The 12167-nt window shown below is 72.4% G+C and carries 15 protein-coding genes and 1 pseudogene; 5 read left to right on the top strand and 11 right to left on the bottom strand.

The annotated features are described in order from the left end of the window. Nucleotides 1–517 precede the first annotated feature (517 nt). Nucleotides 518–1201, bottom strand: a complete 684-nt coding sequence (locus tag HUN58_RS02990; protein WP_141859645.1) for an SDR family NAD(P)-dependent oxidoreductase — start codon at nt 1199–1201, stop codon at nt 518–520. 66 nt (nt 1202–1267) lie between these two features. Here HUN58_RS02990 and HUN58_RS02985 point away from each other — a divergent pair. Beyond that, nucleotides 1268–1498: pseudogene (locus tag HUN58_RS02985) on the top strand (manganese catalase family protein); the annotation flags it as partial. An 85-nt stretch (nt 1499–1583) separates the two neighbouring features. Here HUN58_RS02985 and HUN58_RS02980 read toward each other — a convergent pair. The 3 genes from HUN58_RS02980 to HUN58_RS02970 form a co-directional block, all read right to left on the bottom strand. Next, on the bottom strand, nt 1584–1889 hold the full coding sequence (locus HUN58_RS02980) for a hypothetical protein (protein ID WP_141859647.1): 306 nt from the start codon (nt 1887–1889) through the stop codon (nt 1584–1586). 19 nt (nt 1890–1908) lie between these two features. Next, nucleotides 1909–2349: an Hsp20/alpha crystallin family protein gene (locus HUN58_RS02975; protein WP_058741058.1), complete on the bottom strand. Its 441-nt coding sequence runs from the start codon at nt 2347–2349 to the stop codon at nt 1909–1911. 123 nt (nt 2350–2472) lie between these two features. Then, nucleotides 2473–2967: a MarR family winged helix-turn-helix transcriptional regulator gene (locus tag HUN58_RS02970; RefSeq protein WP_141859649.1), complete on the bottom strand. Its 495-nt coding sequence runs from the start codon at nt 2965–2967 to the stop codon at nt 2473–2475. Nucleotides 2968–3030: 63 nt separating this feature from the next. On the opposite strand from HUN58_RS02970, the gene HUN58_RS02965 reads away from it, so the two are divergent. Beyond that, nucleotides 3031–3558 carry a phenolic acid decarboxylase gene (locus HUN58_RS02965; RefSeq protein WP_114851281.1) on the top strand — a complete coding sequence of 176 codons (528 nt, stop codon included), beginning with the start codon at nt 3031–3033 and terminating at the stop codon, nt 3556–3558. Then, complete coding sequence (locus tag HUN58_RS02960) at nt 3558–4349, top strand: alpha/beta hydrolase (protein ID WP_180225901.1); 792 nt, start codon at nt 3558–3560, stop codon at nt 4347–4349. The genes HUN58_RS02965 and HUN58_RS02960 overlap by 1 nt, the downstream gene beginning before the upstream one ends. A gap of 442 nt (nt 4350–4791) precedes the next feature. On the opposite strand, the gene mgrA is transcribed toward HUN58_RS02960, so the two are convergent. From mgrA to HUN58_RS02925, 7 genes are all read right to left on the bottom strand, one after another. Next, on the bottom strand, nt 4792–5835 hold the full coding sequence (mgrA, locus tag HUN58_RS02955; RefSeq protein WP_180225900.1) for an L-glyceraldehyde 3-phosphate reductase: 1044 nt from the start codon (nt 5833–5835) through the stop codon (nt 4792–4794). A 69-nt stretch (nt 5836–5904) separates the two neighbouring features. Then, complete coding sequence (locus HUN58_RS02950) at nt 5905–6759, bottom strand: MurR/RpiR family transcriptional regulator (protein WP_180225899.1); 855 nt, start codon at nt 6757–6759, stop codon at nt 5905–5907. Next, nucleotides 6756–7676 (bottom strand): phosphonate ABC transporter, permease protein PhnE, encoded by a 921-nt coding sequence (phnE, locus tag HUN58_RS02945; protein ID WP_180225898.1) that lies wholly within the window; start codon nt 7674–7676, stop codon nt 6756–6758. The genes HUN58_RS02950 and phnE (HUN58_RS02945) overlap by 4 nt, the downstream gene beginning before the upstream one ends. Further along, nucleotides 7673–8512: a phosphonate ABC transporter, permease protein PhnE gene (gene phnE, locus HUN58_RS02940; protein WP_180225897.1), complete on the bottom strand. Its 840-nt coding sequence runs from the start codon at nt 8510–8512 to the stop codon at nt 7673–7675. The genes phnE (HUN58_RS02945) and phnE (HUN58_RS02940) overlap by 4 nt, the downstream gene beginning before the upstream one ends. Then, a complete protein-coding gene (gene phnC / locus HUN58_RS02935) occupies nt 8509–9330 on the bottom strand; it encodes a phosphonate ABC transporter ATP-binding protein (protein ID WP_180225896.1) in 822 nt (273 codons plus the stop codon). The genes phnE (HUN58_RS02940) and phnC overlap by 4 nt, the downstream gene beginning before the upstream one ends. Beyond that, nucleotides 9330–10355 carry a phosphate/phosphite/phosphonate ABC transporter substrate-binding protein gene (phnD, locus tag HUN58_RS02930; protein WP_114851274.1) on the bottom strand — a complete coding sequence of 342 codons (1026 nt, stop codon included), beginning with the start codon at nt 10353–10355 and terminating at the stop codon, nt 9330–9332. The genes phnC and phnD overlap by 1 nt, the downstream gene beginning before the upstream one ends. Before the next feature lie 47 nt (nt 10356–10402). Further along, on the bottom strand, nt 10403–11131 hold the full coding sequence (locus tag HUN58_RS02925) for an HAD family hydrolase (protein ID WP_180225895.1): 729 nt from the start codon (nt 11129–11131) through the stop codon (nt 10403–10405). Between the two features lie 234 nt (nt 11132–11365). On the opposite strand from HUN58_RS02925, the gene HUN58_RS02920 reads away from it, so the two are divergent. Both HUN58_RS02920 and HUN58_RS02915 read left to right on the top strand, forming a co-directional pair. Next, nucleotides 11366–11548 carry a hypothetical protein gene (locus HUN58_RS02920; RefSeq protein WP_058741066.1) on the top strand — a complete coding sequence of 61 codons (183 nt, stop codon included), beginning with the start codon at nt 11366–11368 and terminating at the stop codon, nt 11546–11548. A gap of 45 nt (nt 11549–11593) precedes the next feature. Then, on the top strand, nt 11594–12127 hold the full coding sequence (locus HUN58_RS02915) for a MarR family winged helix-turn-helix transcriptional regulator (protein WP_114851273.1): 534 nt from the start codon (nt 11594–11596) through the stop codon (nt 12125–12127). Nucleotides 12128–12167: the final 40 nt, after the last annotated feature.

The following is a 12167-nucleotide window of genomic DNA, read 5'->3' as shown; positions in this document are numbered from 1 at the left end:
AGGTTCCCGTGGTGGATGCCCCTCCGGCATCGTGCGGAGGGACGAACGGCCTCGTCCGCGAGGACGAAGCGCGCACCGGTCGAGGACCGTGTCGACTGCTCGGAACGTCCGGCCGGCACGAGGACCGTGGCATCATCGCGACGTGACGACCGGTGCATCCTCCGAGGTCGGTTCGCGCGTGCTTCGCCGCCGCCTCCGGGAGACGAGTTGCCCGACGTGCGGGCATCCGTGGGAGGAGCACCCGGGTGCTCCGACGTCGACGAGCGCGGTCTGCGACGAGTGCGTGTTCGACCGCGACCACGGGCAGGCCGAACCCGGGGCGACGCTGTGCCGTGCTGTCGTCCCTGCGGAGCTGTTCCGACGTGCGCAGCCGGAGCCGATCCGCCCCAGGACCTGGCGGGACCGCTTCATGCGGGTCGCCGCTCGAGTGGTCGAGGCTGTCCTGGACGCGTGGCCGTGACGGACGGGAGGCGCGTGGTCGCGCGACCACGTGCCTCCCGTCCGTCCCGTGGTCCGTCTAGATGGTGAGCTGCCCGCGCACGCGGTGCGCGATCGACACGGACTCACCGCTCACCGCAGACCGCGGTGAGGCGAGGAACGCGACCAGGTCCGCGATCTGCTGCGGGCTCGACTCCCCGCCGGCCCCCTGCCGCACCTCGGCGGCGGGCTCGTCCGTCACCGTGCCGGGGTTCACGACGTTCACCGCGACGCCGGATCCCGCGACCTGGTCGGCGAGGTTCTTCGCGATGATGCTCGTCGCCGCGTTCCGCAGCGAGGTCGTGATGTTCCCCGCGAGGTAGGCGTTCTGCCCGCTGATGACGACGACGCGGCCGGAGCCGGCGCGCTGCTGGTGGGGGAGCACGGCGTTCGCCACCCGGAGGAACCCGAGCGCCTTGCCGTCGATCGCAGCTGCGACCTGCTCCGGGTCCGACGCCTTCTCGGGGTCGAGGGTGCCGGCGGCGGGCGCTGCCGTGACGACGAGCACGTCGATGCGGCCGTGCTGTTCGAGCACGCGGGCGACCCCCGCGTCGATGGAGTCCTGCGACGCGGTGTCGATCGTGACGGCGCCCGGGCCGTCGGCGCTGCGGGAGGCGACGACGACGGTCGCGCCCTCGCGGCGGAGGGTCTCCGCGACGACGGCGCCGATGTAGCCCTGGCCGCCGACGACGAGCGCGACACGGCCGGTGAGTTCGAGGTCCATGACGGCCACGGTAGGCCGCACTGCCGACGCCGTCCGCGCGATCCGGCCACCGCCCCCGCGCGATCCAGCCTCCAGTACCTCAACTTCTCCGACGGCGCCGCGGCCGCGGACGGGCCCTGGGCGAGCGGCCCCTGGTTCGACGGCAAGGGCGGGTACTCGTACCACGACGGCCCGACGTCCTCTTTACCGATGCCGCCGCCGACGCACCCCGACGTGCGGTTCTCCGGCACGACCGAGCTGCCGAACGTGGTCGAGAAGACCGCGGGGCTCGTGCAGGACACGCTCCACGAGGAGTGATCCTCACGCCGGTCGCGGGGCGCGACCGGCAGACGGACGGGAGGCGCGGTGCCGGCTGGCACCGCGCCTCCCGTCCGTCATCCACTCAGCCCGGCAGGGTGGTGATGCTCGTCGTGTCGTCCTCGTGTTCCCGCGGCGGGCGGGTGAGGCCGGTGTACGCGCGAGCTGCCGCCCACCCGGCGACGACCGCGACCGTCCCTGCTGCGGCGGCGATCCACGGGAGCAGCCAGGAGCCGGTCCAGGCCTGCGGGGCGAGGAGCCACGCGAGGAAGCTCCCGACGGTGCCGCCGGTGGCTCCGAGGAGTGCCGCGGTGCGACGGTCGAGGGCCGTCGCGGTGAGGGCTGCCGTCAGGACGCCGACGGCGAGGAGCGCGTTGCCGAGTGCTGCCATCGCTGCCGTGCCCTCCCGGTCACTCGCCCCTCGAGCCGACGGCGAGCTGCTGGGCGCCGCCTCCGGTCGACACCTGGATCTTGCGGGGCTTCGCGGACTCCTTGACCGGGATGGTCACGCTCAGGACGCCGTTGTCGTAGGCGGCGCTGATGCGCTCGGCGTCCAGGTGGTCACCGAGCGTGAGCTGCCGCACGAAGGTGCCGGGCTGGCGCTCGCGCGTGATCCACTGCGAGCCCTCGGGCGCGCCGAGCGTGCGCTCGGCGCGGATGGTCAGGACGGAACCGTCCACGTCCACGTCCACCGAGCCCGGGTCGATGCCCGGCAGGTCGACGTCGAGGACGTAGTGGTCACCGCTGCGGTAGAGGTCCATGGGCATCGACCGGGGTGCACCGGCGCCGGCTCCGAGCAGGGAGCCTGCGAGTCGGTCGAGCTCGCGGAACGGGTCGAACTGCATCGTCATCGAGATCAACTCCTTCGTGGTCCTCGTTGAGTCCCCTCGACTCAACTGGCGTCCGTTTTAGCACTCTTGCCTCAGGAGTGCCAAAGGATCGCTTCGAGGTTGCTGAGGGTCGCGTGGTGCCGGTCAGGGCGCCGGCGGCGGGGTGATCCCGCGGTGCAGGCGCTCGAGCGCGGGGAGTGCCGCGGCGAGGGCGTGCACGTCCTCCGCGGACAGGTGCCCGAGGGCGTCGACGAGCACCGAGGTCGCCGCGTCGTCGTACGTGCGGAGGCGGTCGACCGCGAGCGGGGTCAGGTGCACGGTGGTGCGGCGACCGTCGCCCCCGACCAGTCGACGCTCGACGAGTCCGGACTGCTCCATCGCGGACACGAGGTTGCTCACCGTCGATCGGGCGAGGCCGAGGCGGGTCGCGAGGGCCGAGGGGGCGGCACCCGGAGCGTCCGCGCCCGGAGCTGCAGCGGCTCCGGCAGCCAGGGCGCGGAGCACCTCGACCTGCGCGTCCGGGATGTCGGGCAGGTCCGCCACGGCGCGGGAGGTCCGCAGCAGGGTCCGGCGGAACGGACCGATCCGGTCGCTCAGTCGTCGGGCGATCCGAGCGGTCTCGTCGCCTGTACCCGTCATGCTCGGCAACCTACCAGCAAGTTTTGTTTGCAACAAAACTACTTCAGGAGCAAACTCGAGGACATGGACACCACCACCTCGGTCGAGCACCCGGAACCGCCCCAGGACCTCTCCGGCATCGTCGGACACCGGTTCATCTACACGTACGCCAACGGCTGGCAGTACGAGATGTACGTCAAGAACGCCACGACCATCGACTACCGGATCCACACCGGGCACGTCGGCGGCCGGTGGGTGAAGGACCAGACGGTCGACCTCGTCGCCCTCGCGCCGGGCGTCTACAAGGTCTCGTGGAACGAGCCCACCGGCACGAGCGTCGTCGTCAACGTGCTGCCCGAGCAGCGCGTGCTGCACGGCACGATCTTCTTCCCGCGCTGGATCGAGCTCGACGGCTCGAAGACCGTGCTGTTCCAGAACGACCACCTGGACGAGATGCAGCGCTACCGCGACGAGGGCCCCACGTACCCGATCTACGTCGTGCCGGAGTTCGCCCACATCACCCGGTTCGAGCACGTCGGCGAGGACGACGAGACCGTCGTCGACACCGCTCCCGGCGACCTGCCGGCCGGCTGGGCGGACCGGACGAACTGATGGGCGCCGTGCCGATGCACGGGACGGACCCCCGCACCACCCCGACGACCCTGGAGCACCGTGGTCGCACGATCCGCGGCTGGCAGTGGGAACCGCAGGACGGCGCCGCCCCGGACGCCCCCGTCGTGCTCCTCGTGCACGGGTTCAGCGACAGTGCCCTCGGCGGGCACCAGCTGTTCGTGCAGACCGCCCGACACCTCGTCGCCCGCGGCGCCCTCGTCCGGAGCCACGACCGGCTCGGCCAGGGTGCCAGCGACGGCGAGTTCGCGGACATCACCCTCCGCGACGAGGTGGAACAGGTCGTCGCGATGGTCCGCGCCGCGGACCGGGGGCAGGGCGTGCACGTCGTGGCGCACAGCCTGGGCGCCGTGGAGTCGGCGCTCGCCGCAGCCCGGGTGCCGGAGGCCGTCCGGACCCTGACCCTGTGGTCACCAGCCGGCGTCGTGGTCGACGACATCACCGTGCACGACGCGATCCAGGGGCAGCCCCTCGCCCCGGCGCGCGAACAGGGGTGGTTCGACTTCGGCGGGATGGTGCTCGGGACGGCGTTCATCGCGGACGTCCGGGACGGGCTCGACGTGTACGGCCCTGCCGCCGGGTACACCGGTCCGGCCGACGTCGTGCACGGCACCGAGGACGCGATCGTCCCGGTGTCGTACGGCCGCCGCTACGCCGAGCTCCTGCCCGGGGCGACGCTCACGGTCGTCGACGGCGCGGACCACGGCTGGTCGGCGGTGCCGTTCCGGCAGCGGCTCCTGGCGCTGCTCGACGAGCGCCTCGGCCTGGCCTGACGTCCCCGGGGCCCTCTGACTCAGGAGACCGGAGCGGCCCGTACCCGATCGGGTACGGGCCGCCGAGCCTACTGGCCCTTCCGCCACAGGTCGTGCAGGAGCCGGACCAGGGTCACGAGCAAGCTCGCGATCCCCAGCCACGGCACCTGACGCCTGCGGTCGGGCTCGGTGTCCTTCGACATCGAGACCACCTTCCGTGTCAGCGCCGGCGGACACGAGGAGCGGAAGCGGCCGAGGGCTGCACACGCGGGCGGACCTGCGTATGCTGGTCCCGAGCAAGTGAACTCGGGGGCGATCGTGCGCCCTCGGCCTTCCACTCGGAGGGCAACCCGGAGCCCATCACCGTTGCCGCGGTGGTGGGCTTCAGTCTTGCCCGCAGGACGACCCGGCGAACCGCCCCATTGATGTGTAGCGTACCGGGCTGCTGCGCCCGGGCGAGCGGTCAGCTCACCTGGCCCGAGCGGGCGCCCGACCACAGGTCGACGTCGAGCACGCCGACGGAGTGCTCGTCGATCGACGCCAGCTCGTCGGCGGTGAACGACAGGTTGCCGAGCGCCGCGACGTTCTGCTCGAGCTGCTCGACGCGGGAGGCGCCGATCACGAGCGAGGTCACCCGTTCGTCGCGGAGCGCCCACGCCAGGGCGAGCTGCGCCAGGCTCTGCCCGCGGGCCTCGGCGATGCCGTTCAGCGCGCGCAGGTGCTCGACGACCTCCGGGGTCAGGGAGCCGGCGTCGAGGGACTTGCCCGCCGCGGCGCGCGAGTCCTCGGGGACGCCGTCCAGGTAGCGCCCGGTGAGCAGGCCCTGGGCGAGCGCGGTGAACCCGATCACGCCGAAGCCGAGGTCGCCGGCGGCGTCGAGCAGGCCCTCGTCCTCGATCCAGCGGTTGAGCATCGAGTACGAGGGCTGGTGGATGAGGAGCGGCGTCCCGAGGTCACGGAGGATCTCGGCGGCCCGGCGGGAGCGCTCGGCGTCGTACGACGAGATGCCGACGTACAGCGCCTTGCCCTGCTGGACCGCGGTGTGCAGGGCGCCCATCGTCTCCTCGAGCGGGGTCGAGGCGTCGAGCCGGTGCGAGTAGAAGACGTCGACGTAGTCCAGGCCCGTCCGATGCAGCGACTGGTCGAGCGAGGCGAGCACGTACTTCCGCGACCCGCCGCCCTGGCCGTAGGGGCCTGGCCACATGTCCCAGCCCGCCTTGGTCGAGATGACCATCTCGTCGCGGTAGGGGCGGAAGTCCTCGCGCATGAGTCGGCCGAAGTTCAGCTCGGCGGCGCCGTAGGGCGGGCCGTAGTTGTTCGCGAGGTCGTGGTGCGTGATGCCGAGGTCGAACGCCCGGCGGCTGATGGCCCGCTGCGTCTCGAACGGCTTGTCGTCGCCGAAGTTGTGCCAGTAGCCCAGCGAGAGCAGTGGCAGGTCGAGGCCGGAGCGGCCCGTCCGGCGGTAGGGCATGGAGTCGTAGCGGTCGTCCGCGGCGATGTAGGACATGGGTCCCATCCTGGCCCGACGTGCCCGGATGCGGCCCGACGTGCCGGACGCGGCCCGGTGCGCTCGGCGTCAGTCGGACAGGTTCGCGCTGATCGCGTCGAGCGCCAGTGCCTTCGCCCGCATCGCCACGTCCCCGAGCCGGTCCGCCGTCGCCGCGACGAGCCCCTCGACGAGGATCGCCTGCGGCAACCGCGACGCCAGGGTCAGCTCGTCGCGGAACGTCAGGTCCGGCATCGTCACGACGAGGGCGACCGTGGCGGCCTGCGCGATCGGGCTCCGGCCGAACGCGGTCACGGCGACGACGTCCGCCCCGGCCGCGGTGGCGGCGGCGACTGTCCGGAGCGTCAGCGCGTTCGCCCCGCTCCCGCTCACCACGAGGAGCAGGTCCCCGGGCTCGAGGAGCCGCGCGCTGATCTGCTGTCCGATGACGTCGGACTGCGCCTCGGCGGGGCGACCGATGCTCGTCAGCCGGGCGGCGGCGTCCTGCGCGAGCGGCGCGGACAGGCCGTTGCCCACGATGACGACCCGGCGCCCGTCGGCGAGCAGGGTGACCGCACGGTCGAGCGCCCCGCCGTCGAGGAGCGCCGTCATGTCGTGCACCCGCTCGGCGAGCTGCGTGAACGTCGCGGTGACGATACCGGCGGCACCGTCCGGCGTCGCCCCCGTCGCACGCACCGGAGCGGCTGCGGCGTCCCGCGCGAGCAGGACCCGGAGCTGCTGGTACCCGGAGTACCCGAGGCTCTGGCACGTCCTGACCACCGTCGCGCGCGACGCCCCGGCGGCGTCAGCGACCTGCTGCGCGCTCAGCTCGACGATCTCGGCGGAGCGCTCGAGCAGCACGGCCGCGACGGTCTGCTCGGTCGGCAGCAGGGACGGCATGAGGCTCCGGATGGTGGCGATGACCGCGCCCGGCTGGTCGTTCACGGCTCGACCCTACGGGTCCGGCGCGTCCCGTGACCCCGACGGATCGTCCCGAGGAGCGGGAAGCCCCACCGCCCGGTGATGATCCGGGTGCGGACCGCGCCGCTGAGCTGGTCGATCGCCATCGTCACGACGACGACCACCAGGAGGAGCATCCCGACGACGTCCCACACGCGGAACTGCACGTTGTCGACGAGCATCTTGCCGATGCCGCCGGCACCGATGAGCCCGAGGATCGCCGACGCCCGGACGTTGATCTCGAAGCGGTACAGCCAGAACGCGAGCACGTCGGGTCGGGCGCTCGGCCACACGCCCCACCGCATCACCTGCCACCGCGAGGCCCCCACGGCCGTCGTCGCCTCGACCGGCCCGCGGTCGACGGACTCGAACGCCTCGTAGCCCCACTTGCCGAGCGTGCCGACGGACCCGATCGCGATCGCCAGCGCCCCGGTCCACGCGGTCAGGCCGGTGACGGACAGCATCAGGACGGCGATGACGACCTCGGGCACCGCCCGCAGCACCGCGAAGACCGCACGGAGCGGGACCCGGACGACCGCGGGCGCGAGCCGGTCGGTCGCGAGCAGGGACAGCGGCAGCGAGACGACGGCACCGAGCACCGTGCCGAACCACGCCATCGCGACGGACAGCAGGGTGGCGGACAGGGCGTCCGGCAGTGCCGACCACGCCGGGGGCAGGAACATCAGCCCGAGCAGGTGCGCGGACTTCGCGGGCAGCGCCGGCAGGGCGCCCCAGTCGAGGTCGACCCCCCACGAGGCGGCGGCGACGACCGCGACGACGGCGACCGCGACGAGCGCCCGGCCGACCCGACGAGGACGGGTCGGGCGCGCGGTGGTGGGGCGTGCCTCCCGGCCGGTGCCGGAGCCGGGGCGTGTCGGGGCCGGGCCGACGGCGACGCTCATCGGAGGAGCCGCTTCCTGGTGACGGAGCTGAGGAGCTCGAGCAGGACGACGAGCGCGAGGACCTCCAGGATGACGGTGCTCAGGTAGTGGTACTGGTAGAACGTCCGCACCTTGTCGATGAGCATGCCGAGCCCGCCGGCGCCGACCAGGCCGATGACGGTGGACGCGCGGATGTTGAGCTCCAGGACGTAGACGACCTGCGACACGGCGGACGGGGCGACCTCGGGGAGCACCGCGGCGCGGTCCGCGCGGAACCAGGTGGCACCGGCCGCCAGGGCGGCCTCCTGTCCGCCGCGGTCGACACCGTCGAGTGCCTCGGACACGAGCTTCACGAGGATCCCGACGTTGAACAGCACCAGCGCGAGGACACCGGACAGCGCACCCGTCCCGACGACCGTCACGAACAGCGACGCGAACAGCAGGTCCGGCACGCTGCGGACGACGTTCATGACGAGACGGACGGCCGCCAGGACGGGTCCGTTCGGGTTCGTTGCGCGCGACGCCGCGAAGGACAGGGGGATCGCGACGGCCGTGCTGACGGCCGTCGCGACGACGGCCATCTGCACGGTCTGCAGGAGCGCGGGGAGCGTCTCCGGGATGAACGAGTAGTCCGGCTGCACCAGCTGGACCAGGGTGGCGGACGCGTTCCGCGCGTTGGTCACGAGGGCTGCGACGTCGATCTGCACGGCGATCGCGGACCACACGGTGATCGCGGCGACGACCGCCACGACGGCGAGCGTGCGTCCGAGGGTGCGTGGCCGGCGGGGACGGCCCGTGCCGTCGGCCTGGAGGCGCGGGGTGCGTCCGCCGGACCGCGTCGCGTCCGCCGTCGTCACAGCTGCACCGACGACGCGTCGAGGACGTCCTCGGCGGTGAGGGACCGGCCGTAGATCGCCTCGAACACCGACTCGTCGGCGTCGGCCCCGGGGCCGTCGTAGACGACCTCGCCGGCGCGGAGCCCGACGAGCCGGGTGCCGTACCGACGGGCGAGGTCGAGGAAGTGCAGGTTCACGACGACCGTGATGCCGAGCTCGGCGTTGATCCGCTGCAGGTCGCGCATCACGACGTGCGAGGTCGGCGGGTCGAGCGAGGCGACCGGCTCATCCGCCAGGACCACCCGCGGCCGCTGCGCGAGGGTCCGGGCGATCGCGACGCGCTGCTGCTGCCCGCCGGACAGCTCGGCGGCGCCCACGTACGCCTTCTGCACGATCTCGACCCGCTCGAGGGCCTGCATCGCGAGCTCGACGTCGTCCCGGTGCCACGCGCCGAGGAGCGACCGCCAGGCCGAGGTGTGGTGCAGCCGGCCCATGAGCACGTTGTTCAGGACGGTGGTCCGCTTGGCGAGGTTGAACCCCTGGAAGACCATGCCGACGTCCGCGCGCAGGTCCCGGAGCGCCCGACCGCGGAGGCCGTCCACGCGGGTGTCGCCGACGGTGATCTCGCCGGAGGTGATCGGGACGAGCCCGTTGATCGTGCGGATGAGCGTCGACTTGCCGGCGCCCGACAGACCCACGACGGCGACCATCTCGCCGGGGGCGATGTCGAGGTCGATGCCGCGCAGGCCGTGGTGGCCGTTCGGGTAGGTGACGCCGACGTCGGAGAAGCGGATGCCGGCACCTCCCCGCTCGCTGTGGGTCCGGTCGGGCGTCGTCATCAGCCGAGCCCGATGGTCGCGGCGGTCTGCTGCGTCTTCGTCAGCGCCTCCGGGTCGGCGTCGGTCAGCCCGGTGATCTGGTAGATCGCGGTGAGCGCCTGCTTGCCCTCCGCGGTGCCGGCGTAGTCCTTCATGGCCGTCGTGATCTTCTGCTGCCACTGCTTGCTCAGGCCGGAGGACAGCGAGACGCCGTCGTTCGGGATCTCGTCGGTCAGCGCGAACACGACGACCTTCTTCCCGACGTCGGGGGTGTCCGTCGCGACGACGCTGCGGGCGTCCCAGTAGCTCGTGCCGACCTCGGTGTCGCCGTTGTACACGGACAGGACGCTCGCGTCGTTCGCGGTGACCTGGGTGACCGAGACGTCCTTGTCGACGTCGAGGCCGGCGGCCTTCATCGCGGCGACCGGGAAGATGTAGCCGGCGGGCGAGGCGGCCTGCAGGAGCGAGATCTTCGCACCCTTGAGCTTCTTCAGCGCGTCGAGCCCGGCGGGACCCGTGCCCGACTGGGTGCCGTTGCAGTACAGCATCCCGTTCGTGCCGGCGACGGGCGTGTCCGAGCAGTACTTGTCGGGGTCGTTCGTGAAGAACTGCGCGGCGTAGCTGTGCTTGCCGTTCCGCTCGGTCTGCAGGGCCGGGACCGCGCCGTACTTGTCGCACGCCTGGCTCATCTGCAGGCTCGGGAGCATGCCGATCTGGGCCTGGTCGCTGCCGATCGCCTCCACCGACGCCTGGTAGTCCTGGGTGATGACGCCCTTCACGGGGATGCCGAGGCGCTTCGTGAGGGCCTCCTCGAGGGGCTTCACGGTCTCGACGAGCTTCTTCGCGTCGCCGGACGGCACGAGTGCCAGCGTGAGGGACTTCGGCGCGGCGGCCGAGTCGTCGGAGCGGCCGGTGCACGCGGCCGCGGCGGTGCCGGAGGATCCGGCGGAGGCGGTCTGCTGCGAGGCACCGCAGCCGGAGAGCGCCAGCGTGGCGAGGAGGGCGACGCCGGTGGCGGTCGCGAGCGTGGTCGTGCGGAGGGGCATGACGATTCCGTTCTGGTGTGGGGCTGAGCGGGTGTGGTGTGGTGCGGTCAGGAGCCGGCGGGTACGGGGACCGCGGCGGGGTCCCGGGCCCACGCGACGATGTCGGCGTAGAGCTCGGGGAACGTCGGGGCGACCAGGTCGGCGGGTCCGGCGGCGTGCCCGAACCGGTCGATCAGGGCGGTCCGGCACCCGGCGGCGCGGGGCGCGGCGAGGTCGTTCGCCCAGATGTCGCCGACGGACAGCAGGTCGCCCGGGCGACGGTCCTCGAGCAGTCGGGGGAGCAGGAGGTCCCAGCCCCCGGGCTTCCGGGCCTCGGCGTGCACGGCGTCGACGACCTCGGTGAGTCCGAGGACGGCGAGCGTCTCGAGCACGCCGTCGAGTGGGGCGTTCGTCACGAGCACCCGGTCCGCGTGCGCGCCGACCTCGGCGAGGTGTGCGGCGAGTCCCTCGGGGGCGCTGACGGCGAGGCGTCCGTCCGCGAGGGCCGACCGGCTGCGGCGGTACGCGTCCTCGAGCAGTGGTGCGGCGGTGGGGTCGGCGGCGACGGTGAGCTCGGCGACGGCCTCGTACCCGTCCGCCCACGCAGGAGCGTCCGGCGCACCGTCGAGGAAGGCGCGGAGGCCGACCCGGACCGTGTCGGCAGCGCGCTCCTGACCGCGTCCCCGGAGCGCGGTCGCGACCTCGTCCGCGTACGCCCACACCGGGGCGTCGCCCGTGCACACCGTGCCGTCGAAGTCGAGGACGAGCACGGGGCGGGGGGTGGTGGCGGAGGACACATCGGGCAGCGTAGGGCCGGATGGACGATCGGTTCACGAGTTTTGACGACTGTGAAACATGCGTTCACGAGGTGTTCACAGACGGCTGCGGTCGTCGCTGTCGCCGCTGGTGGCGTCGCTGCTCCCGCGCGGAATGTACAGAAATCGAACAGTTCGTTGCACAAGTAGTTCGCGTCGTGAAACAGTTCTCGCGTCCGGACGAGGACGACCACGACACGGGAAGGCGGGATCACAATGCACAGCACGTACACCGGGATGCCGCACACCACACGAGCCGGCGCGACGCACACCCGCGTCGGTCTGACCGACCCCGCGGTCATCGACGCCTACGTCGAGCGCCGGATCCAGGACCCGTCGCTCCTGTCGCGCCGCTCCGAACCGTCGTACGCTGACTTCTTCACGGCCACCGCGGTCTGACCCGCCGCGTCGGCCGACCACCCGACAGAGAGACCGCACGAGCCGATGCCGCTGACCGTCGTCCGCCGAGAGCACACGCACCTCTACGCCCGAGAGCCCCGTTCGCGTGCGGCCAAGGTCGCCGTGGACGCCCTCCTCCGGCTCCAGCACGCCGAGGAGCAGCAGCTCGAGCAGGCGCGGACCGAGAGCGGCCTGACGAAGAACGAGTTCCTGGCCGTCCGCTACCTGCTCCAGGCGCACCGCGACGGACGGTCGATGGGACCGAAGGACCTCGCGGTCATGCTCAGCGTCTCGAACGCGTCGGTCACGAAGATCGTCGACGGACTCGTCGCGAAGGGCGACCTGGTCCGTGCGCCGCACCCCACGGACCGCCGGGCCCAGGTGCTCGAGCCGACGGTGCAGGCCGCCGCGAAGATCGACTCGTCGTACGCGCGGTTCCACGAGGCCGTGGTCGAGGTGATGGACCACCTGTCGAGCGAGGACAACGCCGTGCTCACCCGGTGCCTCGACCAGATCACCGACGCCCTGGTCGGCGGGCGGCCGACACCGGTCGACGAGTACACGGTCGACCCCGCCTGACCCGGGGTGGCGCGAAAACCTTCCAGCGGTAAGTTGGGGG

The organism is Curtobacterium sp. Csp1 (assembly GCF_013347185.1).
The sequence above is the reverse complement of the archived record's forward strand: the minus strand, read 5'-3'. Positions and strand labels throughout refer to the sequence as shown.

Bases quoted from the DNA above. Each gene is read 5' to 3' on its own strand.
- HUN58_RS02990 (WP_141859645.1), bottom strand. From the start codon at position 1,201: ATGGACCTCGAACTCACCGGCCGTGTCGCGCTCGTCGTCGGCGGCCAG.
- HUN58_RS02980 (WP_141859647.1), bottom strand. From the start codon at position 1,889: ATGGCAGCACTCGGCAACGCGCTCCTCGCCGTCGGCGTCCTGACGGCA.
- HUN58_RS02975 (WP_058741058.1), bottom strand. From the start codon at position 2,349: ATGACGATGCAGTTCGACCCGTTCCGCGAGCTCGACCGACTCGCAGGC.
- HUN58_RS02970 (WP_141859649.1), bottom strand. From the start codon at position 2,967: ATGACGGGTACAGGCGACGAGACCGCTCGGATCGCCCGACGACTGAGC.
- HUN58_RS02965 (WP_114851281.1), top strand. From the start codon at position 3,031: ATGGACACCACCACCTCGGTCGAGCACCCGGAACCGCCCCAGGACCTC.
- HUN58_RS02960 (WP_180225901.1), top strand. From the start codon at position 3,558: ATGGGCGCCGTGCCGATGCACGGGACGGACCCCCGCACCACCCCGACG.
- mgrA (WP_180225900.1), bottom strand. From the start codon at position 5,835: ATGTCCTACATCGCCGCGGACGACCGCTACGACTCCATGCCCTACCGC.
- phnE (WP_180225898.1), bottom strand. From the start codon at position 7,676: ATGAGCGTCGCCGTCGGCCCGGCCCCGACACGCCCCGGCTCCGGCACC.
- phnC (WP_180225896.1), bottom strand. From the start codon at position 9,330: ATGACGACGCCCGACCGGACCCACAGCGAGCGGGGAGGTGCCGGCATC.
- phnD (WP_114851274.1), bottom strand. From the start codon at position 10,355: ATGCCCCTCCGCACGACCACGCTCGCGACCGCCACCGGCGTCGCCCTC.
- HUN58_RS02920 (WP_058741066.1), top strand. From the start codon at position 11,366: ATGCACAGCACGTACACCGGGATGCCGCACACCACACGAGCCGGCGCG.
- HUN58_RS02915 (WP_114851273.1), top strand. From the start codon at position 11,594: ATGCCGCTGACCGTCGTCCGCCGAGAGCACACGCACCTCTACGCCCGA.